25 protein-coding genes, 1 other RNA gene and 2 other annotated features (1 of these 28 running past the window's edge) are annotated in these 25,768 nt (G+C 43.0%); of the genes, 5 read left to right on the forward strand and 21 right to left on the reverse strand.

What is annotated here, in order from left to right; translation table 11 throughout:
* Positions 1–163 precede the first annotated feature (163 nt).
* From mltG to NSQ76_RS13160, 9 genes are all read right to left on the reverse strand, one after another.
* The gene (mltG, locus tag NSQ76_RS13120; RefSeq protein ID WP_341054221.1) at positions 164–1,246 is read right to left on the reverse strand and encodes an endolytic transglycosylase MltG; all 1,083 of its coding nucleotides are present in this window, start codon (positions 1,244–1,246) and stop codon (positions 164–166) included.
* 73 nt (positions 1,247–1,319) lie between these two features.
* Positions 1,320–2,408, reverse strand: coding sequence for an acetyl-CoA C-acyltransferase (locus tag NSQ76_RS13125; protein ID WP_341054224.1), 1,089 nt, complete (start codon positions 2,406–2,408; stop codon positions 1,320–1,322).
* Positions 2,396–3,856, reverse strand: a complete 1,461-nt coding sequence (locus NSQ76_RS13130; RefSeq protein ID WP_341055783.1) for an acyl-CoA synthetase — start codon at positions 3,854–3,856, stop codon at positions 2,396–2,398. Before NSQ76_RS13130 ends, NSQ76_RS13125 begins: the two co-directional genes overlap by 13 nt.
* A complete protein-coding gene (locus tag NSQ76_RS13135; RefSeq protein ID WP_041107025.1) occupies positions 3,856–4,422 on the reverse strand; it encodes a biotin transporter BioY in 567 nt (188 codons plus the stop codon). The genes NSQ76_RS13130 and NSQ76_RS13135 overlap by 1 nt, the downstream gene beginning before the upstream one ends.
* A gap of 154 nt (positions 4,423–4,576) precedes the next feature.
* Positions 4,577–4,858 carry a DUF1292 domain-containing protein gene (locus tag NSQ76_RS13140; protein ID WP_024423112.1) on the reverse strand — a complete coding sequence of 94 codons (282 nt, stop codon included), beginning with the start codon at positions 4,856–4,858 and terminating at the stop codon, positions 4,577–4,579.
* A gap of 15 nt (positions 4,859–4,873) precedes the next feature.
* Positions 4,874–5,290, reverse strand: coding sequence for a Holliday junction resolvase RuvX (gene ruvX, locus NSQ76_RS13145; RefSeq protein WP_024423113.1), 417 nt, complete (start codon positions 5,288–5,290; stop codon positions 4,874–4,876).
* A 3-nt stretch (positions 5,291–5,293) separates the two neighbouring features.
* Entirely contained in the window at positions 5,294–5,560 is a 267-nt protein-coding gene (locus NSQ76_RS13150) for an IreB family regulatory phosphoprotein (protein WP_008358522.1), read from the reverse strand.
* 89 nt (positions 5,561–5,649) lie between these two features.
* Positions 5,650–8,286 (reverse strand): alanine--tRNA ligase, encoded by a 2,637-nt coding sequence (gene alaS, locus NSQ76_RS13155; RefSeq protein WP_248350873.1) that lies wholly within the window; start codon positions 8,284–8,286, stop codon positions 5,650–5,652.
* 80 nt (positions 8,287–8,366) lie between these two features.
* Positions 8,367–8,574: a binding site (T-box leader), on the reverse strand.
* Between the two features lie 44 nt (positions 8,575–8,618).
* On the reverse strand, positions 8,619–9,683 hold the full coding sequence (locus tag NSQ76_RS13160; RefSeq protein ID WP_024423115.1) for an AI-2E family transporter: 1,065 nt from the start codon (positions 9,681–9,683) through the stop codon (positions 8,619–8,621).
* Positions 9,684–9,913: 230 nt separating this feature from the next.
* On the opposite strand from NSQ76_RS13160, the gene NSQ76_RS13165 reads away from it, so the two are divergent.
* The 4 genes from NSQ76_RS13165 (at position 9,914) to NSQ76_RS13180 (ending at position 12,862) form a co-directional block, all read left to right on the forward strand.
* The gene (locus NSQ76_RS13165; RefSeq protein ID WP_024423116.1) at positions 9,914–10,642 is read left to right on the forward strand and encodes an amino acid ABC transporter ATP-binding protein; all 729 of its coding nucleotides are present in this window, start codon (positions 9,914–9,916) and stop codon (positions 10,640–10,642) included.
* Positions 10,643–10,655: 13 nt separating this feature from the next.
* On the forward strand, positions 10,656–11,465 hold the full coding sequence (locus NSQ76_RS13170) for a transporter substrate-binding domain-containing protein (RefSeq protein ID WP_025092422.1): 810 nt from the start codon (positions 10,656–10,658) through the stop codon (positions 11,463–11,465).
* Positions 11,466–11,542: 77 nt separating this feature from the next.
* Positions 11,543–12,196 carry an amino acid ABC transporter permease gene (locus NSQ76_RS13175; protein WP_341054233.1) on the forward strand — a complete coding sequence of 218 codons (654 nt, stop codon included), beginning with the start codon at positions 11,543–11,545 and terminating at the stop codon, positions 12,194–12,196.
* Positions 12,197–12,211: 15 nt separating this feature from the next.
* Positions 12,212–12,862: an amino acid ABC transporter permease gene (locus NSQ76_RS13180; protein WP_024427867.1), complete on the forward strand. Its 651-nt coding sequence runs from the start codon at positions 12,212–12,214 to the stop codon at positions 12,860–12,862.
* 96 nt (positions 12,863–12,958) lie between these two features.
* Here the strand turns inward: NSQ76_RS13180 and NSQ76_RS13185 are convergent, their stop codons facing one another.
* The 8 genes from NSQ76_RS13185 to cymR form a co-directional block, all read right to left on the reverse strand.
* Positions 12,959–13,090, reverse strand: coding sequence for a YrzQ family protein (locus NSQ76_RS13185; RefSeq protein ID WP_003216198.1), 132 nt, complete (start codon positions 13,088–13,090; stop codon positions 12,959–12,961).
* 20 nt (positions 13,091–13,110) lie between these two features.
* On the reverse strand, positions 13,111–13,302 hold the full coding sequence (locus NSQ76_RS13190) for a hypothetical protein (protein WP_003216308.1): 192 nt from the start codon (positions 13,300–13,302) through the stop codon (positions 13,111–13,113).
* A gap of 13 nt (positions 13,303–13,315) precedes the next feature.
* A complete protein-coding gene (locus tag NSQ76_RS13195) occupies positions 13,316–13,834 on the reverse strand; it encodes a PRC-barrel domain-containing protein (protein WP_224426924.1) in 519 nt (172 codons plus the stop codon).
* 111 nt (positions 13,835–13,945) lie between these two features.
* Entirely contained in the window at positions 13,946–16,330 is a 2,385-nt protein-coding gene (recD2, locus tag NSQ76_RS13200; protein ID WP_024423121.1) for an SF1B family DNA helicase RecD2, read from the reverse strand.
* A 19-nt stretch (positions 16,331–16,349) separates the two neighbouring features.
* Positions 16,350–17,003, reverse strand: a complete 654-nt coding sequence (locus tag NSQ76_RS13205) for a tetratricopeptide repeat protein (RefSeq protein WP_025092425.1) — start codon at positions 17,001–17,003, stop codon at positions 16,350–16,352.
* 59 nt (positions 17,004–17,062) lie between these two features.
* Positions 17,063–18,181 (reverse strand): tRNA 2-thiouridine(34) synthase MnmA, encoded by a 1,119-nt coding sequence (gene mnmA / locus NSQ76_RS13210; RefSeq protein WP_024423123.1) that lies wholly within the window; start codon positions 18,179–18,181, stop codon positions 17,063–17,065.
* A 94-nt stretch (positions 18,182–18,275) separates the two neighbouring features.
* Positions 18,276–19,418, reverse strand: coding sequence for a cysteine desulfurase family protein (locus NSQ76_RS13215; RefSeq protein WP_044331688.1), 1,143 nt, complete (start codon positions 19,416–19,418; stop codon positions 18,276–18,278).
* 18 nt (positions 19,419–19,436) lie between these two features.
* Positions 19,437–19,856 (reverse strand): cysteine metabolism transcriptional regulator CymR, encoded by a 420-nt coding sequence (gene cymR, locus NSQ76_RS13220; protein WP_024423125.1) that lies wholly within the window; start codon positions 19,854–19,856, stop codon positions 19,437–19,439.
* Positions 19,857–20,064: 208 nt separating this feature from the next.
* Between cymR and NSQ76_RS13225 the strand changes: the two genes are divergently transcribed.
* Positions 20,065–21,330: a replication-associated recombination protein A gene (locus NSQ76_RS13225; protein ID WP_025092426.1), complete on the forward strand. Its 1,266-nt coding sequence runs from the start codon at positions 20,065–20,067 to the stop codon at positions 21,328–21,330.
* A 32-nt stretch (positions 21,331–21,362) separates the two neighbouring features.
* On the opposite strand, the gene NSQ76_RS13230 is transcribed toward NSQ76_RS13225, so the two are convergent.
* From NSQ76_RS13230 to hisS, 4 genes are all read right to left on the reverse strand, one after another.
* Positions 21,363–22,127: a tRNA threonylcarbamoyladenosine dehydratase gene (locus NSQ76_RS13230; protein WP_024423127.1), complete on the reverse strand. Its 765-nt coding sequence runs from the start codon at positions 22,125–22,127 to the stop codon at positions 21,363–21,365.
* Between the two features lie 92 nt (positions 22,128–22,219).
* Positions 22,220–22,400, reverse strand: a non-coding RNA gene (gene ssrS / locus NSQ76_RS13235) — 6S RNA.
* Between the two features lie 77 nt (positions 22,401–22,477).
* On the reverse strand, positions 22,478–24,256 hold the full coding sequence (aspS, locus tag NSQ76_RS13240; RefSeq protein ID WP_024423128.1) for an aspartate--tRNA ligase: 1,779 nt from the start codon (positions 24,254–24,256) through the stop codon (positions 22,478–22,480).
* Positions 24,257–24,274: 18 nt separating this feature from the next.
* Complete coding sequence (hisS, locus tag NSQ76_RS13245) at positions 24,275–25,549, reverse strand: histidine--tRNA ligase (protein WP_341054246.1); 1,275 nt, start codon at positions 25,547–25,549, stop codon at positions 24,275–24,277.
* A gap of 73 nt (positions 25,550–25,622) precedes the next feature.
* Positions 25,623–25,768 (reverse strand) — a binding site (T-box leader) (it continues 93 nt past the right edge of the window).

Below are 25,768 nucleotides of genomic sequence, written 5' to 3' on the forward strand. Positions count from 1 at the left end.
GCAGCTCTCTTTCTCGTCAATCTTTCGTTCATCTAAGTAAAAACAACCCGATATATTTTACCACAAAGAAGGGGCAATTGCGAACCTATAAAATGGAGATTCCAACGAAAAAAACTGCAGGCAAACTCGTATTGTCTACAGTCTTTTTCGATTCACTTGTCCATTAATCGCTGCCTGTGATGTATTTCGCTTTTGCTTTATTATGCTCATTTAACGTTTTCGTAAATACGACTTCTCCATTTTTCTTCGCAAGGAAGTAAACGTAATCCGTTTTCTCTGGATGCAGTGCGGCTTTCCAAGAGGATTCACCCGCATTTGCAATAGGTCCAGGCGGCAGCCCTTTGTTGTTATACGTGTTATAAGGAGATTTCACTTTTAGGTCTTTGTAATACACACGGGATTTATGCTCACCAAGTGCATAAAGAACGGTTGGATCAGTTTGAAGCGGCATGTCTTTTTTCAACCGGTTATAGAATACACTTGAGATTTTTGCCCGATCTGTCTTTTCTGTTGCTTCCATTTCAATCAGTGAAGCCATCGTTAACACATCATGTATGGACATGTTTCTCTTTTTCATGTCTTTTTCATACGTTTTCACGTATTGATCTGTTTGTTTAATCATCGTTTCAATGATCGTTTCGAGCGATTCATCCTCACGATAAAATGGATACGTAGCAGGGAATAAATAACCCTCCAACGGATGTTTCACCTGTTTTCCATTCACCTGTGATGTCACGGTTTTCGGATATTTTTTCATTAACGTTTGAATAAAAGCAGGATCATCCAGCTTCGCTTCAACTTCCTTCGCTGAAAAATTCGTCTGATTTGCAATAATGGCTGCGATATCAGACAGCTGTCTTCCCTCTGGAATCACAAGCTGAAAGGCGTAATCTGTCCCGCCAGATGTCAGCTTTTTGATCAGCGTGTCTGCGTCCATTGTTTGTTTTAAATGGAAATATCCCGCTTTAAAGCCGGACGCCTTTTTGTATTTTGCATAATAAGTGAAAATCGTGTCATTCGAAATGAGCCCATTTTCTTTTAAAATGCCCGCAATTTCGCGGACAGATGTCCCATTTGGAATATGAATATTAATGGTTTGTTTGCTTTTTTGATCGACCGGTCCGAGTGCTGATTTAACATATAAAAAGCCTGATAATGCTGCAATGATGATGACAGCAAGGACAGATAACAGGACGATCCCCATTTTTCTCTTGAAGAATGGTCGTTTCTTTTGTTCTGAAAACATGCATGGCCCTCCTCACATCTAGCTTTTATAGTACATGATTCGACGGAGTTCGGCAATTCCTTGCTTATGCATGTCATGACAGAACTTGACATAACACGGCTAAACCAATGCCGCCACCACTTCCAATAGCAGCCATGACATAGCTTCCATTTGGTAAGGCGCGCCCTTCATAAAATAATCTCACCATCATAGCAGCTCCTGACGCGCTGTAAGGATGCCCAAGGCAAAGTGCACCGCCTCTTCTATTGATCCGGTCATATGGTATCCCCAGCGTCCGGGCAATAAGTGCAGCTTTCAGCGCAAACGCTTCATTGATTTCAAATAGCGCCACTTCCTCTGCCTTGATGTTCTCTTGATGTAAAAGCTTCTTGATCGCATCAATTGGTGAAGCAGCTGGAAAATGAGGATGTATCGCTGTCACAGCACTTCCGGCATACCGTAGCATTGCCTTATATCCACTTGCTTCCGCTAGCGATCTTTCCATCACAGCGACAGCGGCTGCTCCGTCCGCTTCCTTACAGCTATTGGCGGCAGTCACAGTTCCTTTTCCCGGTAAAAATACAGGCTTTGCCCGCTTGATCAGCTTTGCCATCGGTCTTATTTTAGCAGCCGCTTCATCTATGTTCATCCCGTCAATCGAAACGATTTCTTCTGAATATGTACCATGTGTGAATGCCGCTAAACTTCTTTCCCAGCTTAAAAGTGCATAGTCATCTTGTTCTTTTCTCGTGACAGAAAATGCCGACGTGGTCAGCTCTGCTGCTTCTCCCATATGCGGATCTCCTATCCGCTCCGGTGAAAAGCGCGCTCTCTCTTTCATTGGTGAGCTGGAAATGCTCTCAGTCCCGCCAGCGATATACATCGTGCCCTCCCCCGATTGAACCATGACGCAAGCTGTTCGGATCGCTTCAAGACCAGAGGCACACTGCCTGTCAATTGTCATACCAGGAACGTGTAAAGGAAGACCTGCTTCTAATGAGGACAGACGGGCCATATTTCCACCGCCTCCGACGACATTGCCTAATATGACGTCATCCGGTGTCATGATCTGAGACAAATGCCGAATAAGGGGAGCGGCTAATTGCTCTGGGCGATAATTTTTCAGCATCCCATTTTTGTCACCGAAGGGTGTTCGTTTTGCTTCTACGATCACTGCTTGCATGACAATTGCTCCTCCGCCCACTTTTTCATGCTCGCGCGGGCTATTTTTCCGCCGGATGTTTCAATCATTTGATCAATCACAAGCCATTTTTTTGGTACCTTGTAGGCCGCCAGCTTTTCTTTAACAGCTTGTCGAACCGCCTTTATTTGCGGCACTTGCTCCAGTATGGCAACAGGGATTTCACCCCAATATGGGTCAGGAACACCAACTACAATCGACCTTTTTACCTCTGGCTGTTCATTTAGCACGCGCTCGATTTCCTCAGGAAAAATATTCAGTCCCCCATAAACAATCATGCCATTTTCGCGGCCGCTCATATACAGATAACCGTCTTCATCCAGCCATCCCATGTCGTAAACTGTCAGCCACTCCTGCGGCGGTTTCTCCTCATGTAAGTAGCCTGAAAAAGTCATTGGACTTTTCACATAAATCCTCCCTGTTTCATTTGGCTGACAGACAGATTGATCGGGGTGCCTTACTTCTACTTGAATGGAGGAGAAAGGCCGTCCAACAGAAGAAGGTTTTTGCATAAAGTCATGTGAAGACAAATAAGAGACAAAACTTAACTCTGATGTGCCATAAAAATCAAAAAAAGTAACATGTGGATAGTTGGTGACGAGCTGTTCTTTTGAAGAGATACTCCAATCTGCTCCCGATGACATGACAAGAAGCGGATGGTTCCCTCTAAAAGCATCGATTTGCAGTAACGTTTCTGTCATTGTTGGGACAGTATACATCACGGTGATATCACCTGTCTCTAAGGCTTTCTTTGCTTTTCCTGGCACAAATTTTTCTAAAAGCGTCACTGTGCCGCCAAAGTATAATGTACTGATGGCACCATATAAAAAGTGAGAGGATAAGAGTGTACCTAATATAAGAGCATGATCTTGATGAGTGATTCCAAATGAAGCGGTGGTCATTCGAAAGCTCTCGATCCAAGACTGCTGACGCCTAATAAAGGCTTTTGGTGAGCCTGTTGATCCTGACGTAAATCCCATATAAAAGACAGGATCCTTCTCGGTATCGCAGCTGTTATCTGGACTGTCTGTGAGAAGGCTCATTCTTTCCTTCCATTCAGATAAAGAAATAATCGGTATGTCTACGCTGCTTTGTTCAAATCTTTTCATCAATCGATCCTCTATAATGGCGAGATCCGCCTCACTTAACAAGAGCTTTTCAACACATTCTTCATGACTCCATCTCGGATCAAGCGGAACGGCTGTCCACCCTGCACAAGCGGCGCCCGCAAATATTTGCAAAAAAGAAGCACCATTTGATAATAAAAAAGCGATTCTTTTTTGCTGATGAGCCGTTCCTTGTAACCACTGCGCTGATCTCTGTACACGTTCGTACCAATCTTGATATGTAATGCTTTCTTGCTCATCTATGATGGCAATCTGATCTGGTTTCATTTCTGCATGTACTGCATAGCTTTCCGTTATTCTGATCAAACCGCACGCCTCCCTTTATGCAGATCCCTTTTTCGATATGACATGGCCTGTATGATTTTAACCGTAAAGACAGCACACATTCCTGCTTTGATGAGATCACCTGGAAGATAAATCAAACTAAGGAAAGCGGCCTGCGACACCTTAATATGCATCATCATGGCTTGAAAGGGGATGCCGCACATATACAAAATCACAATACTGCAAACCGCATAGATCACAAAAAGACGCAGTGCGGTTACTTTTTTCAGCCGGTTCACCCATAAGCTGATCATGAAGGCAGCAACAGGATAAGCAAGAAGAAAACCACCGCTTGGACCAAAGAAGACCCCTATCCCGCCTCTCCCGCCTGACAAAAGAGGTGCGCCTGCTGCCACAACCAAAAGAAAAAGACATAAACTGATCAGTGCTTGTTTTGGCTTTAACAGCCCCCCAGCAAGCAAAAGACCTGCGGTTTGCAATGTAATCGGTACAGGTGTAAATGTAAGTAAAATCGGCGGGATCAAGCCTAACATCCCGATGACCGCTGTCATTAACGCTATTTGCATCATATCTTGTATTTTCAATCTCCATGCCCCTCACTCAATTTATTGTTAAAAACAGAGTAAAAGGTACAATTCATTATGTCAACATAAAATAAAATTAAGTTAACATAGTGATCGTAAAAAAAGACCTGTGAAGAAAGATCAAGAAGATCTGTTCACAGGCCTTTTATTTGTTCTATTCTTCGTCTTCTTGATCTAAGAACGTATTTAACGTTTCTTCAATCATGTCCCATTCTTCATCCGTTTCAATCGGCTCTAGCTCGCCATCTTCACCGTCTTCGTTCGGTGTAAAGCTTGATGCATGAATTTCAATTTCCTCATTGTCTTGTTCAGAAATTGGGTAGTAAAGGACATAAGATTTGTTAAAATGGTCGCTTTCAAAAGTAAATAGTACTTCGCAAAGCTGTTCATTTCCATTATCATCAACGATTGTAATTTGCTTTTCTCCGTGTTCCATTTGATTCACCTCATTTTAATTTAAGCTGTCTAAATATCCTTGCAGGATCATGACAGCCGCCATTTTATCAATGACTTTTTTACGCTTTTGTCTGCTCACATCTGCAGAGATGAGCATTTTTTCCGCTGCCATTGTTGACAGACGCTCGTCCCAAAGCACAACAGGAACATTGTACGTGTTTTCTAGCACTTTCGCAAATGATTGGCTGGCTTCGCCTCTAGGACCGACCGTACCGTTCATATTTTTTGGAAAGCCAAGTACAATTTTATCCGCTCCGTATTCCGCTATGATCTCAGACAGGCGGCTGAGACCAAAGTCTCCGCCTGCTTCATCAATTTTAATTGTTTCAATCCCTTGCGCTGTCCATCCCATTTCATCACTGATCGCAACACCAAGGGTTTTCGTGCCTAAATCTAAGCCCAAAATTCTCATGTTTTACGCCTCTTTATGTGTCTCTAAGTACGATTTAACCAATTCCTCAATTAATTCGTCTCGTTCTAGTTTACGAATTAGGTTGCGTGCATCCTGATGTCTTGGAATATAAGCAGGGTCGCCTGACAGCAAGTATCCGACAATTTGATTGATCGGGTTGTATCCTTTTTCTTGGAGTGCGTCATGAACTGTAATGAGCACTTCATTCACATTGGTTTCAGCTGAATCATCAGAGAAGTTAAACTTCATTGTCTTATCAAATGAACTCACTGCTTCTTGCACCTCTCTTCCAACATTCTACTAGCAAGCTTTTTTCTAACCGCTCATCTAATACCATTATTCTACACTACATTGCCTGATTATAAAACGGATTTGACAGATTCTTCGACAGTTGCCAGTGCTTCTTCAAGCTTTTCTGGTTGTTTTCCGCCTGCTTGTGCCATGTCTGGACGTCCGCCTCCGCCTCCGCCGCAGATTTCAGCTGCCTGCTTCACAAGTTTCCCTGCATGCAGACCTTTTTCGATCACGTCTTTTGTTACTCCTGCTGAAATGTTTACTTTTCCGTTTTGAACGGCTCCCAGGACGATGACAGCTGATCCTAATTTAGCTTTTAAGTCATCAACCATTGTTCTTAAATGGTTCATGTCTTTAGCATTTACTTTTTCAGTTAATACTTTCACTCCGCCAACTTCTGTCACTTTCTCTAAAATAGAGCCAGCTTCTGCTTGGCTTAATTTCGCAAGGAGAGATTCGTTTTCTCTTTGAGCCTCTTTTAAATCTGCCTGTAATGAAGCAATCCGTTTTGGTACATCCTTCGTATTTGACTTCAGCTCACTTGCTGCCTGTTCTAAAATCGCCAGCTGGTCATTTAATTCTTCATAAGCGCCTTTACCAGTCACAGCTTCAATACGGCGTGTTCCAGCACCAATACCCGACTCAGATGCAATTTTAAACAAACCGATTTCCGCAGTGTTTTGCACGTGACAGCCGCCGCATAGCTCGATGCTGTAATCGCCCACTTGGACAACACGGACAATATCGCCATACTTCTCGCCAAAGAGCGCCATTGCACCCATTTCTTTTGCTTCAGCAATTGGTTTCAGGTCAATGGCAACAGAGATGCCTTCCCAAATTTTTTCGTTGACGATTTTTTCAATTTGAGACAATTCTTCTTTCGTCACTTGTCCAAAGTGAGAGAAATCAAAGCGAAGTCTGTTTTCATTTACCAATGAACCTGCTTGGTTTACGTGGCTTCCTAATACATCTTTGAGCGCCTGATGCAGAAGGTGTGTCGCTGTATGGTTTTTGACAATCCCTTTTCGAAGAGCTGATTCCACTTCTGCAGTGACCTCGAGACCTTTTTGAGCCATACCGCTTACGACGACTCCTTCATGGACATGCTGACCGTTTGGCGCTTTTTTCACATCTTTGATCTCAATGATGGCTTCTGCACTTTTTAGTGTTCCTTTATCCGCTACTTGTCCGCCGCTTTCCGCATAGAAAGGCGTTTCATCTAACAAGATTTGCACCGTGTCTCCTTCATGTGCTTCAGAGACAAGTTCACCATTTTGAAGCAATTCGATAATGCGAGTTTCCGCAGTTAAATTTTCGTAGCCAACAAAGGTACTTTCCACTTTAATATCGCCTAAAGCGCCGCCTTGAACCTGCATACTGCCGACATCTTGTCTCGCATTTCTTGCCCGTTCACGCTGCTTCTCCATTTCCGCTTGGAAGCCTTCTCGATCAACTGTCATGTTTTCATCTTCTGCGTATTCTTCTGTCAGCTCGACAGGGAATCCATACGTGTCATACAGCTTAAATACATCTTCACCTGAAATCTGTGAGCTTCCTTTGTCTCTTTCTTTTTTGATCACTTCTGACAAAATAGCTAACCCTTCGTTCAATGTTTCGTGGAAACGTTCCTCTTCGTTTTTGATGACTTTCGCAATAAATTCTTCTTTTGCTTGTACATCTGGGTAGAAATCCTTCATGATCTCAGCAACAACTGGCACTAGATCATACATAAACGGACGGTGGATATGGATCGTTTTTGCATAACGCACAGCGCGGCGCAGCAAACGTCTTAATACATATCCGCGGCCTTCATTGGAAGGAAGTGCTCCGTCACTTACAGCAAAGGCAACTGTCCGGATATGGTCAGCAATGACTTTAAATGCTGTATCTTTTTCCTTCGCCAAACCATAGCTTTCTCCAGAAATGGTCTCAACTGCACGAATAATTGGCATAAATAGGTCTGTATCGAAGTTCGTCGGCACATTTTGAATGACAGATACCATTCGTTCAAGGCCCATCCCTGTATCAATGTTTTTCTTCGGCAGTGGAGTGTATGATCCATCTGGATTATGGTTGAATTCAGAGAACACGAGATTCCATACTTCTAGATAACGCTCGTTTTCTCCGCCTGGATATAATTCTGGATCGTTCATGTCGTCACCGTATGATTCACCGCGGTCATAGAAAATTTCTGTATTCGGTCCGCTTGGGCCCTCGCCAATATCCCAGAAGTTGCCTTCAAGACGAATAATACGTTCTTCAGGCACACCAATTTTATCTCTCCAAAGGATATATGCTTCTTCGTCCTCTGGGTGGACTGTCACAGATAACAAATTCGGATCAAAGCCAATCCACTCTTCACTTGTGAGGAATTCCCATGCCCATTCAATGGCCTCTTCTTTAAAATAATCACCAATAGAGAAGTTGCCAAGCATTTCAAAGAACGTGTGATGACGTGCTGTCTTCCCTACATTTTCAATATCATTCGTACGAATCGATTTTTGCGCGTTGCAAATACGCGGATTGTCAGGTACAACGCGGCCATCAAAGTATTTTTTTAATGTTGCCACCCCACTGTTGATCCATAAAAGTGTCGGATCGTCATGCGGTACAAGTGACGCACTCGGTTCTACAGCATGTCCTTTTTCTTTAAAAAAGTCTAAAAACATTTGACGTACTTGAGCTGAAGTTAAAGTTTTCATTCAAAAATCCTCCCTTATCATTCATCAATCTCCACACAAACGAAAAAACATCCCGCCCTATGCAAGCACAAAACGACTTACACAGGGACGAGATGTTCTCGCGGTACCACCCTGATTATAGACACATTCGTCTATCACCTTCACATCCGATAACGCCGGAAGAGAGCGGCAGTGTTTATCTGCACTCGGGACTAGCTTCCGTTAAAGGTCTGATAAGGCTTTTCTCAGCAAATAAAGCCTCTCTCTGCAACAGCTTTTTAACGTACTCGGGTCCGTCATTGAATTTCAATATGTATGAATCGAAATTATTATAGACAACTCGGCTCGTCTTGTCAATGAACGCTTCGTCTCATCAGGATATATTGCACAATGATCACCCTGATAATCGCAGCTGCTGGTACAGCTAAAATCATCCCAATTAAGCCAAACAGCTCCCCTCCTGCAAGCAAGACAAGCATAATGACGACAGGATGCATATGAAGACTTCGCCCTACAATGATAGGGCTGAGGACATTGCTCTCTAAAAATTGCAGCACCGCTACTGTGATCAATACGATGATGACCGATTTCACTGAGATGGTAAACGCAATAAAGATGGCAGGCACTGCGCCAATTATCGGTCCAAAATACGGAATCACGTTCGTTGCTCCTATCAGCATGCCAAGAACGAGCGGATACGGGATATGAAAAAGCCAAAGCACAATGGCTGCTGCACCCCCGATTAAAGAACAGACAAGCAGCTGCCCTCGAATATAATCACCAAGCGATTCATCCACTGCTTTCACAAAGGCATGCCCCCTCTTCCTAAATGACGGCGGCGTTAAATACCATGCCGCCCGTTTCATCGTATTCATGTCTTTTACCATATAAAAAACAAGAAAAGGAATAAGTGCTGCAACTAATGCGTAATCAAATAAAACTTTACAGCTAAGAATCATCCGCTCAGCGCTATTGGCTGCATATGTCTCCGATTGAACAATGAAGCGGTCCAAACGGTCATGAAGTCCGTCAGGCCAGTGGCTCGTATGATGATGAATATGTGATAATGCGCCATTATACGTTTCAGCGATGACAGGAATTTGTTCTGACAGCTCATTTAACTGTGCGATCATAACAGGCGCTCCTTTATATACCGCAAAACCAATCCCGCCAAAAAACAGGACATAGATGAGTAAGAGACTGACTGTTCTCGGCAGCCCTCGTGCATGCAGTCTTTCAACAATCGGATAAAGCAGATAAGAAATAAAAATAGCGATGAGAAGCGGAATGAGAACCGCCTTCAGCAATAAAAAAACAGGCATCCATAACTCGTCGAGCTGCAGTAAAATGAGCAAGGATGCAAGGACAAGCAGGACCCCTGCAGCATATATTAGAAATTGGATCGGACGTTTCTTCACCTTTTTCACCTCTTTTCTTATTGTTTAACCATCTTCTGCAATTATCCACGTAAATAAAATTTGTCCTAACTTTGTTAAAAATGAATACACATGAAACATACAGCTCCATCCAAAGTCACTGTTTGCTGTAAAATCTCGTCAGAAAATATTCCATCATTTACTTCTTTTTACACAAGTTGTGCTAGAATCCACTTTAGCTTTAGCCAATGAAACACAAGAGGAGGTTCTTCATGATCACATTCGAAGAAGTCAACAAGCATTATGGCCAGTTCCATGTACTTAAGGACATTAACCTACATATTCAAAAAGGGGAGGTTGTTGTGATCATCGGTCCTTCAGGGTCTGGTAAAAGCACGATGCTCAGGTGTATCAATCGTCTTGAAAGCATTGATGCGGGAAAAGTTCTCGTCAACCAAGTCTCTGTTCAGCATCCGAAGACCAACATCAATCTTGTCAGGCAAAATATCGGAATGGTCTTTCAGCATTTTCACCTCTATCCGCATAAGACGGTGCTTGAAAACATTATGCTTGCGCCGATGAAGGTCAAAAAAGTGAGCAAGGAAGAAGCAAAGGAAACAGCTGAATTTTATTTAAATAAAGTCGGCATTCCTGAAAAGGCAGACACCTACCCTTCACGACTCTCGGGCGGACAGCAGCAGCGCGTTGCCATTGCAAGAGGGCTTGCGATGAAGCCGGAGGTGATGCTTTTCGACGAACCGACATCTGCACTTGATCCAGAGATGATCGGCGAGGTATTAGATGTGATGAAGCAGCTGGCTCGTGAAGGCATGACCATGGTTGTCGTCACACATGAGATGGGCTTTGCCCGCGAAGTGGCTGACCGTATTGTCTTTATTGATGAAGGCAGAATTCTTGAAGAATCAACACCGGCTGCATTTTATGAAAAACCGCAAGAGAAACGTGCTCAATTATTTTTAAGCCGTATATTAAATCACTAGGGGGAATGGTTTGATGAAAAAAATGAAACGCTTTGGCCTGCTGCTCTTTATGACTTGCTGCATCGCCGCTTTGGCTGCTTGTGGATCTACTGAAAAAGGGTCAACTGATGCAAAACAAGGAAGTTCTTTAGAAGCCATTAAGAAAGACAAAAAAATCATTTTCGGTGTAAAAAATGACACACGTTTATTCGGTCTAAAAAATCCGAGCAGCGGTGATATTGAAGGATTTGATATTGACATTGCAAAAGCCATCACAAAGGAAATACTCGGCGATGAAGGAAAAGCAGAATTTAAGGAAGTGACATCTAAAACAAGAATTCCTTTGCTTCAAAAAGGGGATATCCATGCAATTGTTGCGACTATGACAATCACAGAAGAGCGTAAAAAAGAAGTCAATTTCTCAGATGTTTACTTTGAAGCAGGACAATCACTGCTTGTGAAAAAAGGAAGCGACATTCAATCCATTGATGATCTTAAAAAAGGAACGAAGGTGCTGGCCGTGAAAGGATCTACTTCTTCTCAAAATATCCGCGAGAAAGCACCTGAAGCATCCGTATTAGAATTTGAGAACTATCAGGAGGCTTTTACAGCATTAAAATCAAACCAAGGGCAAGTGCTGACAACTGATAATGCGATCTTATTTGGTATGGCAGATGAAGATTCAAATTATGAAGTGGTCGGCGGCACCTTTACAGATGAGCCCTATGGCATTGCTGTGAAAAAAGGGGATCAAGAATTAACAGATGCGATCAATAAAGCCTTAAAAACGTTAAAAGACAATGGAGAGTATGACAAGATTCTTAAAAAATGGATCAAAGAATAGCATTTGATTCGTCAAGATCAATGCCTCAGGTGAGCCTCTCAAAGGCTCCCCTGTTGATCAGGAAGGAAGTGAACTGATTGCTGGGGTTTTCCATTCTCACTGAAAATGTTCATCTTTATTTAGAAGGCTTTAAATATACCATTGGTGCAAGTGTCATTGCTCTGATTGGAAGCTTTTTGATCGGTACACTCATTGCCATTATGAGAATTGCGCCATTTAGGCCGCTCAACTGGTTCGGAACGGCTTATGTTGAATTTATTCGGAATATTCCGTTATTATTGATCACCTTTGTTTTCTTCTTTGGTTTACCCGTGTTAGGTATTGTAGCAGATGGCTTTACTGCTGGTACGATTGCTCTTGCCATTTATACCTCTGCCTTTATTGCTGAAGCCATTCGTGCAGGGATACAAGCTGTGCCCCTTGGACAAATGGAAGCAGCCCGCGCCTCAGGTCTATCATATGGCGGGACGATGCGGTATATCATTTTGCCGCAGGCAATTAAAATCGTCATTCCTCCTCTTGGGAATCAATTTATAAACCTTGTTAAAAACTCCTCTATTTTAGGTGTCATTGCAGGGTTTGATCTCATGTATCAAGGAGACCTTATTGCATCTAGAACATTTGTGACGTTTGATGTCTACATCTTTGTTGCGATGTTCTATCTGCTATTAACCATTCCGCTCAGTCTAGGTGTTGGTTATTTAGAAAGAAGATTAGCAAGAAGCCACTAGAAAGGAGGAAACATCATGGATTTTATAGGTGCCTACCAGCCTGATCATCTCGCCTTTTTACTTGAAGGATTTGCTGTCACCTTAAAAGTGGCTTTTATCTCCATCATTTTGAGCTTTATCATTGGATTAGTCGTTGGCACATTACGGTTCGCTCAAATTCCGGTTTTATCAAAGGTGCTTGCGGTTGTTGTAGAAACCATTCGGAACCTGCCGCTTTTGCTGATCATTTTTTTCACGTATTTTGCATTGCCTGAGATCGGCATCAAGCTGAGTATCACAGCCTCTGCTATTGCGGCTTTAACCGTGTTTGAATCCGCGATGCTGTCAGAAATTATTCGGAGCGGTCTTAAATCAATTGATAAGGGGCAGATCGAAGCAGCCAGGTCTTCTGGTTTAACCTATATTCAAACATTAAAAATGATTATTATGCCGCAGGCTCTGCGCCGAATGGTGCCGCCAATTGTCAGTCAATTCATATCCCTTTTAAAAGATACGTCGCTTGCCGTAGTCATTGCGCTTCCAGAATTATTACATCACGCACAAATATTAAACGGGCAGAGCCAATCCTATTTACTGCCGATTTTCCTATTGGCAGCTATGATGTATTTTGTCGTCAATTTCAGCTTATCCATTCTTGCAAGACGATTAGAATACAGGCAGGCATAAAAAGAACATCCGCTCTTGGCGAATGCCAGCGTATAGACCGGCTGGCTATCACGCAAAACAAAGGGCTAAAATGAAGATCATTTTAGCCCTTTTTGTTTACATCATTCTCATAACACGTTTTCTTAGCTTTTTCATATCCCGCTTTGATGGCATATCATATCGGCTTGCAAAGTGATATGCGAGTGCACCTGCACCAAGCGTTAATAGTGAAGAAGTCATTTTGCCCATTCGAAATTCCCCCTTAACACTTATAGTTGAATTGAACGTTCATCGTCACTAAACAGATCATCTAAGCTGCTTAGTGTCCCGTCTTCCTCCACTTGGTGTGTAGATATTTTGCCTTTTGACAGCGTCAATTCAATAAAACAGCCCCAGCAATAATATTGATTGACCCCAATTTTTCCGATGTCTTTACATTTGCAATTTGGGCAAATGAGCATAATAAGCACCTCTTTACGTTCGGTTTAGAACCAGTGCTTCCTTTTGAACGTTCATCAAGGTTCCGGCAGCCTGCAGCTGTTTCCGAATCCCTGATAGCTCTGTAAAGAAGCCGTCCGAGAGTTCATATGCTACGATTGTGCCCGAATTTGAGCAAAAGTATACATCTTCCAAAATGCCTAAATTTTCACCATCAGGGGACTGCATCATTTTCTTCTTTAATTTCGAAAATAACAAGAATGGAGCAGAGGAATCCATGCCCACTCCCTCCTGGCAGCTCACATACAAACCTTTGTCTGTCAGCTGATCAAAAGCAGAAAATGGAACGAGTGCACAGTCTTTCTTTTTCCCCTCTAACACATATCCTCCGCAGCTGCCTCCGGCTAAAAAGCAAATATCTTTTATGGAACCAAGCGATTGGGACAGCTCATCTGTATAGATCGTCATTCCTTCAAGTTCTCGGCATGTTCTCAAAATGTGCTCAACCACCTTTTGCGGAACAGTCTTATCGTATGCGTTTGCTTCATGACTCATACGAAGAAATGGCTTCCATGAACGGAATGAGTGAAATTCTTTTCACGCTGAAAAGAAGACAAAAGGCTAAAATAAAAATCATTTTAGCCCTTTGTCAACAATCTGAACCTTCTACTCATGCATAAAGTCAAACGGAGTGATTCCCTCCATGCCAATATTTGCGTCATGTACGCTAAACGGAAGCTCTTTTTGGAGGGCTTCAAGTTCTGCATCCATGATTTGTTCGGTTTGTACCAGCCGCATCGTTAAGGACGTTTGTCTGAGGGAATCCTCATTGTTTTTCACGCCCCACTCCAGCGCTGATTCCTCGCCGCACAGTATTAAAAACTTTTTACTGCGTGTAATGGCTGTGTACAGCAGATTCCGCCGAAGCATTCGGTAGTAGCTCCTGACGACTGGCAGCACAACAATCGGGAATTCACTTCCTTGTGATTTGTGAATGGAGCAGCAATAAGCATGTGTAAATTGATGAAAATCTTTTTTTGTAAAGGTGATTTCATTTCCATCAAAAGAGATCACAGCCATGTCTTCTTTTTCTGTATTTTCTTTTGCATAAAAAATCGAGACAATTTCACCGATATCGCCGTTAAAAATGTTGTTCTCCGGCTGATTCACAAGCTGAAGCACCTTATCACCTGTCCGGTACACCACATCACCAAACGGGATTTCCCTGCCCTTTGGTTTTTTAGGATTCAAAATGTGCTGCAGCATTTTGTTGAGCTCATTGATGCCCGCTTTTCCTTTATACATCGGTGCCAGCACTTGAATATCCTTTGCCGAAAACCCTTTTTGAGCAGCATTGCTGACAACTTTCTCAATGACTTCTTTCATTTGATCAGCTGAACACTGAATGAAGGACCGATCCTTTGAGCGTGCAGTGATATCCTTTGGCAGCACACCATTTTTCATATCATGTGCAAGTTCAACAATGGTTGAGCCGTCTGCCTGCCGGTAAATATCTGTCAGGGTAACAGCCGGCACGGCTTTTGAGGCAAGCAAATCCCGTAAAACTTGGCCTGGTCCGACAGATGGCAGCTGATGTTCATCCCCTACCATAATCACTTGGATATGATCAGGAATGGCTTTAAACAAATGATTCGCCAGCCAAATATCCAGCATACTTGATTCATCAATGATGACAAGCTTTCCTTCAATCGGCTGTTCCTCATCATGAGAGAAGCCCTCCGAACCATTCCAGCCTAGCAGCCGGTGAATGGTCACAGCTGGAAGCCCTGTTGATTCTGTCATCCGTTTAGCCGCCCGTCCAGTTGGTGCCGCAAGCACAAATGGGAAGGATTCATCTTTTTTATAATCACTCGGATCAAGAGAAACACCGTGAAGATCACTGTAAAGCTCGACAATTCCTTTAATGACCGTCGTCTTCCCTGTTCCAGGCCCGCCTGTTAAAAGCAGCATCGGGGACATGAGTGCCTTTTGAATCGCTTCCTTTTGTGTCGGTGCATATTGGACGCCTAACCGCTCCTCCAGCTCGCCAAGTGCCAGCAGGAATTCTGATTCAGGAAATTGATCTGCATATTCTGTTTGGGAGACGATTTTTTGAATGCGTTTGGCGACACTTTGCTCCGCATAAAATAAGGATGGATGATAGCAGCGGTCATCTTCAATGATCATTTCTTTTCCTTCGCCAAGTGCAATGATCTGATTGGCAACATCCATTTCAGTCACTTTGTAATCATTGCCGGTTTGGTTGAGCAGCTTGCGGGTTTCGACGATCAAATCTTTCGTTTGTATGTACGTATGACCGTCCTGTAGACTGGCTGTCTCCACTGTATATAGCAAGGCTGCGCGAATCCGTTCTGGGTCATTTCCTGAGATGCCTGTTCTAGCCCCAAGCTCATCCGCCTTAATAAATCCGATTCCCTCAACATCCTTAACGAGCTGATAGGGATTTTCCTCGATTTTCTGCAGCGTTTCACTCTCGTACACTTGGTAAATCTTCATGCTGAGCTGCGGACCAAAGCCATACTGATTCAGGCTGATCATGATTTGTTCCAGCCCTTGATGCTCCTGAAGCGCTGCGGCAAGCTTATCCGCCTTCTTTTTTGATAAGCGCGGTACATCATACAAAACCGCTGGGTCACGCATAATCTTATGAAGCGTCTGATTGCCAAGCTGCCCCACGATTTCTTCAGCCGTCTTTTTTCCTATCCCCTCAAATAAATCACTTGAGAGATAATGTATGATGCCTTGCTTCGTTGTCGGCACTTCCTTTTGAAAATGAGTGGCCTGAAACTGTTCACCAAATTTCGGATGGCTTGTCACTTTGCCATAAAAGGTGTAGGTTTCCTCCTCATGAAGTGCTGGGAAGTAGCCTGTGACAGATGCAGTTTTTTCCTCTAAGTTTTCCGATGTTTCAATGACTTTTACCTTTAACACCGAGTATAAATTACTTTCATTATGGAAAATAACGGCTTGAATGGTCCCCTTTAAAAACGGTTCGTCCTCAAGCTTCATTTGATCTGGATGTTCCTGCACAGGTCTTCCCTCCTTCCATCTATTCTGCCTCTTGAATCAGCTTTTGTGCATGTAGTGCCAGCATATGGTCAGGCTGCACGTCAATGGCTTTACCCAGCATCTCAAGTGCTTCGTCTTTTTTCTCTAAGTACGCATATGCAACCCCTAAATTATAAAAAGCATCTGCATGCTGCGGATCACGCGTAATGACTTCAGTAAAAGTTGTCACCGCTTCTTCCAGCATGTGTTCATTGGCTAAACACATGCCAAATTGAAACCTTGCTTCATTATCCTCTTCGTTTAGTTCAACGGCACGCTGAAGATATGGCATCGCAAGCTTTGGCTGCTCTAATTTGATGAGCGTCTGCCCAAGCATATAAAACAAATCACTATTTTCCATGCCGGCTTTTAGTGCTTGTTCAAAATAGTCTTTCGCTTTCATAAAGTCTTCTTTTAATGTATATACATTTCCTGCTCCATAATAGGCTGCAGCTGCGGTATGATCAAGTTCAATTGCTTTTTGAAAAAAGTTTAAAGCACGTTCAAATTCATTGATACTTGAAAGTAAGTTCGCAAAGTTAATATATGGAACCGGGTCCTTCGGGCTTTCTTCGATCGCTTTTGTAAAAGCTTCAGCTGCTTTTTCGATATTCCCTTGATTCAAGGCTTCTATGCCGATTTCGTTATGATTCATTCGCTCTCTCATCCTTTCATTAAAAAACCTCAACAGCGACGTTGAGGTTTTGAAACATGCTACACATACGACAGCTTTTGACCATCTTTGAAGACATCGTCAATTGTACCGCCGCCAAGACATTCGTCGCCATCATAAAAAACAACCGCTTGTCCCGGGGTAACAGCACGAACAGGTTCATCAAAAATAACCATCGCTTCTTGCTCACCTGTCATTTTGACCTTCACATGGTGATCTTCTTGACGGTATCTGAATTTTGCTGTGCAGGTTAATTCACCGTTTTCTCCGACAATATGAGGACGAGTCCAGCTGATATTAACGGCTGAAATGCTTTCAGAGTATAAAAGTGGATTGTGGAAGCCTTGTTCAACAAACAAGATGTTTTTCTCCAAGTCTTTTCCAACGACAAACCAAGGATCACCGCTGCCGCCAATGCCAAGTCCTTGGCGCTGACCGATCGTGTAATACATCAGTCCATCGTGCTCCCCTTTTACTTCTCCGTCCATTGTCTGCATCACACCAGGCTGTGCAGGCAAATATTGACTAAGGAACGTTTTAAAGTTTCTTTCTCCGATAAAGCAGATACCAGTTGAATCTTTTTTCGCTGCTGTTGCGAGCTCTGCTTCTTTAGCTAATTCACGAACCCTTTTTTTCTCTAAATCACCGATTGGGAACATGACTTTATCAAGTTGTTCCTGAGTCAGCTGATTTAAGAAATACGTTTGGTCTTTGTTTGCATCAAGACCTCGCAGCATTTTGACTTCATCGCCTGTTCTGTCAACACGGGCATAGTGTCCTGTTGCCAAGTAATCCGCACCAAGTGAAAGTGCATGCTCAAGGAAAGCCTTGAACTTAATTTCTTTGTTACACATGACATCTGGGTTTGGCGTTCTGCCCGCTTTATATTCATCAAGAAAATATTGAAACACTTTGTCCCAATATTGCTTCTCGAAATTCACTGCATAATAAGGGATTCCAATTTGGTTACATACGCGGATGACATCCTCATAGTCTTCCGTTGCTGTGCAAACACCATTTTCATCAGTGTCATCCCAGTTTTTCATAAATATGCCGATGACATCATAGCCTTGCTCCTTTAACATAAGAGCGGCAACTGATGAATCGACTCCTCCGGACATACCGACCACAACTCTTGTATCTTCTGGTCTTTTTGTCATCTTCATCAACTCCAATTTCAATGAAACAACATGCGCGTTTCGTTCTTCAGGTGCTTCGCTGTTTCATTTTTCACACACGAACAAAAGGAAGTATTTATTTGGCTAGGCGTTTGACAACAGCCGCTATCTTACGTGCCGCCTGCTTCACATGATCCTCTTCATTCCCAAGACCGAAGCTTATTCTGACTGAGGACGTCAGCTCTTTTGCTTCTTCGCCATACATGGCGCTTAACACGTGCGAAGGAAGGACAGATCCAGCCGTACATGCCGATCCGCTTGAAACAGCAATTCCTTCCATATCTAAATTCACAAGCAGCGATTCAATGGAGACGCCCGGGAAATGAACATTTAAAATGTGCGGCAATGTCTCTTTCGGATGTCCATTGATAGAGAAATTGAGAGATTCCTCTTCGAATACTTGCAGCATGGTTTCTTTGAGCTTACCATAATGCATCGCTTTTTCTCTTCTATTTTGCTTCGTTAATTGAACAGCTTCTGCAAGCCCAACAATTCCTGCCACATTTTCAGTGCCAGCACGGCGCTTTCTTTCTTGTTCGCCTCCGAATATTTGCGGAGAAAGTTTCACGCCTTCGTTTACATATAAAAAACCTGTTCCCATCGGACCATTCAGCTTATGGCCAGAAGCAGATAAAAGATCAATATGGAGATCTGCTGCATCAATAGGCACTGTGCCAAACGCCTGCACTGCGTCTGTATGAAAATGAGCCGTGTGATCACGCAGAAGTTCGCCAATGGCTTTGATTGGCTGAATCACACCTGTTTCATTATTGCCGTACATGACGGTCACAAGAATCGTATCTTCTCTCAATGCTTGTTTTAATTGATCAAGATGAATCAATCCTGTTTCGTCCACATCTAAATATGTCACTTCAAATCCTAGTTTTTCTAGGCGTTCACATGTATGCAGCACCGCATGATGCTCTGTTTTCACTGTGATGATATGTTTTCCTTCATGCTGTCTTGCCATGGCAACACCTGTAATTGCCAGGTTGTCCGCCTCGGTTCCACCGCTTGTGAGGATGATCTCCTGCGGTTTACAGTGTAATTCTCCTGCAATGACTTCTCTTGCTTCATCGAGCCACTTTCTTGCCTCGCGCCCATATGAATGAATACTAGAGGGATTGCCAAATATCTCTGTAAAGTACGGCATCATCTTGTCCACAATACGCTGATCCATCGGCGTTGTGGCCGCATGATCTAAATAGATTCGTTCCATTTCCGGTACACCTCTGATCTAAATATAGAACATATACGAGTCTTGATCCCCGTCATCTGTGTAGCTTGCCAAGTCTTCAAGAGTTGTATTGTCTAGTACGTCTTTTACTGCATCACGAATACGAATCCATAGTTCACGCTTTGCTGGTTCTTCGTTTTCGATGACTTCAACAGGACTAATGGGTCCTTCTAATACACGAATAATATCACCTGCTGTGATCTCGTTTGGTTCATGTGCAAGAACATAGCCGCCATACGCTCCGCGGATACTTTTTACAAGACGGGCATTGCGGAGTGGTGATACAAGCTGCTCTAAATAATGCTCAGACAAATCATTGTTTTGAGCGATTGATTTTAATGATGTAGGGCCTTCGCCATGTTTTTTGGCTAATTCGATCATGATCGTCAGACCGTATCTGCCTTTAGTTGATATTTTCAAGTTAAACACCTCTGCGTTTTCTATTCTATGTCATCAATTATTTTTCTGATTTCATATACGCTGATATATAGACCAAAAGCAATTATATCATACTTTCAGCCAACTTTCATTTACGGGTTCTGAGCATGATAGAAGGACGAATCCCTTTTCTATTTGAAGAAATTTCGGTACTCTATACAAACAAGACATTGCTATAGGAGAGATAATTATGAAACCTTTAGCGTACCGGATGCGCCCAAGTCATATTGAAGACATTATTGGGCAGGAGCATCTTGTTGGAGAAGGTCAAATTATTAGGCGAATGGTCGAGGCAAAACATTTATCCTCGATGATTTTATATGGACCGCCGGGCATCGGCAAAACATCGATTGCAACCGCGATTGCTGGCAGTACAAGCATTGCTTTTCGAACGCTGAATGCGGTCATTCATAACAAAAAGGATATGGAAGCTGTTGCCGCTGAAGCAAAAATGAGCGGCCAGGTGATCCTTATTTTAGACGAAGTCCACCGGCTTGATAAAGGAAAGCAGGATTTTCTTCTTCCTTATTTAGAAAATGGCATGATCATTTTAATTGGGGCAACAACGGCTAATCCCTATCATGCGATCAATCCTGCCATTCGAAGCCGGACACAAATATTCGAGCTGAAGCCGCTTGAAACAGAGCAAATCAAAGCTGCGTTAACAAGAGCCTTACAGGATGAGCATCGCGGGCTTGGCGGCTATGAGGTGACAGTGGACGATGAAGCGATGAATCATTTTGCCAATGGATGCGGAGGAGACGTGCGTTCTGCTTTAAATGCACTCGAGCTCGCTGTCTTATCGACAAAAGCTGATGAGACAGGGCATATCACAATTACTCTTGCCGCAGCAGAAGAATGCTTACAAAAAAAGAGCTTCTCACATGACAAGAATGGTGATGCTCATTATGATGTCCTCTCGGCTTTTCAAAAATCCATTAGAGGATCTGATACAGATGCGGCGCTGCATTACCTTGCCAGACTGATCGAAGCAGGAGACCTTGAAAGCATTACAAGGAGATTACTCGTGATGGCTTACGAGGACATTGGCTTAGCCAGTCCGCAGGCAGGCCCCCGCGTGTTAAGCGCAGTACAAACAGCAGAAAGAATCGGTTTCCCAGAAGCACGAATTCCGCTGGCGAACGCAGTGATTGAGCTGTGTCTTTCTCCTAAGTCTAATTCGGCATATAAGGCGATTGATGCGGCACTTGGTGACATTCGTACAGGGAAAATTGGAGAAGTTCCAGTTCATTTAAAGGATGCTCACTACAAAGGCGCCACAGCACTCGGAAGAGGCGTCGATTACTTATACCCACATGATTACGAAAACGGCTGGGTGAAGCAGCAATATTTACCTGATCCGCTGAAAAACAAGCAATACTATGTACCGAAACAAACCGGAAAATTTGAAGGTGCATTGAAACAGGTCTATGAAAATTTAAAACGCCAGAAATAAAAAAGCCCCCTGCATGTCAGCAGGCGGGCTGTTTATTTATCCTTCACACGTGTAATCGGAATATCTTTTAAAAGCTTCATAATGACATGACCACCCATGATCAGTCCGGCAACAGACGGAACGAACGCATTAGATGATGGCGGCATTTGCGCCTTGCGAATCTTCGCTTCATCATTTCCAACTTCTTTTCTGACATCTTCGCGAATGACAATTGGACTTTCATCAGAGAAAATGACTTCAATTCCTTTACGAATCCCTTCCTTACGCAGACGTGTTCTCACAACTTTTGCAATAGGATCGGTATGTGTTTTTGAAATATCATCAATTTTGAAGCGTGTCGGATCTGTTTTGTTCGCAGCTCCCATACTTGAAATGATGTTCACACCTCGTTTCAGACACTCTTTCATTAAATGAATTTTATAGTGAATGGTATCTGAGGCATCAATGACATAATCAAGCGGATACTCAAAAAATTGCTCGTATGTTTCCTCTGTATAAAACATCTTCAGCGCAACAACTTCACATTCTGGATTAATATCAGCGATTCTCGCCTGCATTAAGTCAACCTTTGGCTGGCCCACTGTTGATAGCAATGCTGGAAGCTGACGGTTTACATTTGTAATATCAATATCATCTTTATCAACAAGAACAATACGGCCAACGCCTGAACGCGCGAGTGCCTCTACTGCGAATGAACCAACACCGCCCACACCAAGCACTGCAACTGTACTGTTTTTTAGTATATTTAAGCCTTCCTTGCCAATGGCAAGCTCGTTTCTTGAAAACTGATGTAACAAGTGCCTCACTCCACCTTTATTTAAAATGAATCGAAAGAATCATATCATATTCAGACTTCTCCGTCATCCTTCTCTAAAAGAAAAAAACACAAAAAAGTCCCGATGACGCCGCCAGCATTTCCTTCGTTTTGAACCCCGCACCATGCAGGTGGGTGCTTTCTTCCTGACTTTATAAGTCCTCTAAAGAGGCATTTATGCAGAAAGGAAAGGCAAGCTCCCGTATAAAAAAATGTTCGGTCAAAACTAGGTAACCACCGTACGTATCAGGACTTTATTTATTGATTGATGAAAGCATATCATAGGCATATTTCTTTTTCAAGCGTTTACATACCTATAAACATGCGCCTATTTTACTGTTTTACTTTTGTTTTAATCGCTAAACTCAGCTCATCAAGCTGCGCCTCGCTTACATGGCCAGGGGCATCTGTAAGAACGCAGCTCGCACTTGCCGTTTTAGGGAATGCAATCGTATCTCTTAAGTTAGAGCGGCCTGCAAGCAGCATCACTAAACGGTCAAGCCCAAGCGCGATTCCGCCATGCGGAGGAACACCATGCTCAAACGCATCCAGCAGGAAGCCAAATTGTTCGTAAGCCTCTTCTTTTGAAAAACCAAGTAAGCCAAACATCTTTTCTTGAATGTCCTTTTCGAAAATACGAATAGAACCTCCGCCAAGCTCGTAGCCATTCAGCACAAGATCGTAAGCCTGGGCCTTCATGTCTTCTGGGCTTGTTTCAATTAATTCAAGATCATCGCGAACCGGCATTGTGAATGGATGATGGGCAGCATAGAAGCGGCCTTCTTCTTCATCCTTTTCAAGCAGCGGCCAATCGACAACCCATAAGAAATTGAATACAGACTCATCAATCAGTTCAAGCTCTTTACCAAGTTTTAAGCGAAGTGCACCAAGCGCATCATGGACAACAGACGTCTTGTCTGCAACAAAGAGTAAAAGGTCGCCTTCTTCAACTTGCAGCTGTTCTTTTAATTCAGCTTGCTTTGCTTCATCAAAGAATTTAGCGATTGGACCTTTTAATTCAGTCCCTTCTGCTTTTAGCCAAGCTAGACCTTTTGCACCGTAGTTCGCTGCAAATGCACCAAGTGCATCAATGTCTTTTCTTGAGTAGTTCGCTGCAGCCCCTTTGACATTGATGGCTTTCACAGCTCCACCATTTTTCACAGCTCCGCTAAACACTTTGAAATCGGAGTCTTTTACCGTGTCTGAAATGTTCACCAGCTTCATCTCAAAACGTGTATCCGGCTTATCAGATCCATAGGAATTCATCGCTTCATCATATGTCATACGAGGTAATGGCAATGTAAGGTCTACGCCTTTGACATCTTTCATCACCTTCGCCATCATCTCTTCAGCAAGCGTCATGATATCCTCTTGACTCATGAAGGACATTTCAATATCGACTTGTGTAAATTCCGGCTGACGGTCAGCACGCAAATCTTCATCTCTAAAACAGCGGGCAATTTGATAATAACGGTCCATCCCAGAAACCATCAGCAATTGTTTAAATAATTGCGGAGACTGAGGCAGTGCATAAAATTCTCCCTCGTGTACACGGCTTGGAACAAGATAGTCACGCGCACCTTCTGGCGTACTTTTCGTTAAAATTGGCGTTTCAATGTCTAGAAAGCCGTTGTCGTCTAAGAAATGGCGGAATGCTTTTGTGACTTCATGTCGCATTTTCATTGTTTCAAACATTGCAGGGCGGCGAAGATCCAGGTAACGATATTTTAAACGAACATCTTCTGATACCTCGTCTGCTTGATCTGAAATCACAAATGGAGGAGTCTTCGCTTCATTTAAAACGGTGACCGTTTCGACTTGAATTTCAATTTTGCCCGTTTTTAAATTTGGATTGATCGTTGCTTCTTCTCTTGCGACAACCGTTCCTTTAATATCAAGGACATATTCATTACGAATTGATTCTGCTGTCTCAAGCGCCTCTTTTGATAAGTCTGGATTGAAGACAACTTGTACAATCCCTGTACGGTCGCGCAAATCAATAAAGATTAATCCGCCTAGGTCACGCCTTTTTTGAACCCATCCTTTTAATACAACTGACTGACCAATTTGGTCTTCTGTTACTTCTCCACAATAAAAAGTTCTACCAAACACAAACATTCCACTCCTTCTTTACGCTTTCTGGTGGGCCTTCAACATTTGAATCAGCTCATCAAGCTTCACTTCAATTTGTTCACCCGTTGTCGTATCTTTCACATTCACAATTTGCTGCGCTAGCTCATCTTCACCAAGAACTGCAATAAATTTGGCTTTTAATCGATCAGCCGCTTTAAATTGTCCTTTTAATTTCTTCCCTGTATAGTCCATTTCACTTGAGATACCTTCTTTTCTCAGACGGTTTAATAATGAAACAGAATAATCCTTCGCTTCATCTCCAAGTGCAGCAATGTATAGATCAATACCATCTTGGAGAGGAAGCTCAATTCCTTCAGCATCGATCGCAGATAAGAAACGTTCAATACTCATCGCAAATCCGATCCCTGGTGATTCAGGACCGCCAATTCCTTCAACGAGTCCATCATAACGGCCGCCGCCGGCTAATGTTGTAATCGCACCAAAGCCTTCTGCATTACTCATGATCTCAAATGCTGTGTGATTGTAGTAATCAAGACCGCGTACTAAATTTGGATCGACGACATACTCAATGCCTATATCTGATAAGTATTTTTTGACCTTTTCAAAATACGTCCGTGATTCTTCATTTAAGTAATCTTGAATGGATGGAGCGGTTGTCATCAGTTCATGATCACGATCCTTTTTACAATCAAGAATGCGCAGAGGATTTTGATGCAAACGCGTTTGACAGTCGTGACAGAATTCCTCAATTCTTGGCTCAAAGTGCTTGACCAATGCTGTGCGGTAGTCTGCACGGCTCTCTTTGTCACCAAGGCTGTTAATGACGAGTTTTAAGTTTGAAAGGCCTGCTTTCTCATACACACTCATCGCAAGTGAAATGACCTCTGCATCAATGGCAGGATCTTTGGAACCAATCGCTTCGATTCCAAATTGATAAAATTGACGATATCTTCCGGTTTGCGGACGTTCATAGCGGAACATTGGTCCGATGTAATAAAGCTTTGTTGGCTGAGCCGGCTGTGCGAACAATTTATTTTCAACATAAGAGCGTACAGTTGAAGCTGTTCCCTCTGGACGAAGTGTGATGCTGCGTCCTTTTTTGTCTTCAAATGTGTACATCTCTTTTTGAACGATATCAGTTGATTCGCCTACTCCCCGTGCAAACAGCTCAGTATGCTCAAAAATCGGTGTGCGGATTTCTTTGTATTGAAAGGCTGCACATGTATCTCTTGCAATTTGTTCAACATACTGCCAGCGTTCTGACTCTCCAGGTAAAATATCCTGTGTGCCTCTTGGAATATTAAAACTCATTTTTCGTCCTCCTACGACCATCATTCATTTTTTATGTGGACATATAAAAAACCCCCGCCTCTACTATGTGTATAGTAGGGACGAGAGTTATACCCGTGGTGCCACCCTAGTTGGAACATGAATAAGCATGTTCCCGCTCAAATCCTTAACGCAGATTCACGTTCTCCGCCTATTGACTCATTTTCAGAGCGTTCAGCAGGAAACCTACAGAGTGTTCTT

This window comes from Bacillus sp. FSL M8-0256, assembly GCF_038005765.1.
Classification (GTDB): domain Bacteria; phylum Bacillota; class Bacilli; order Bacillales; family Bacillaceae; genus Bacillus; species Bacillus safensis.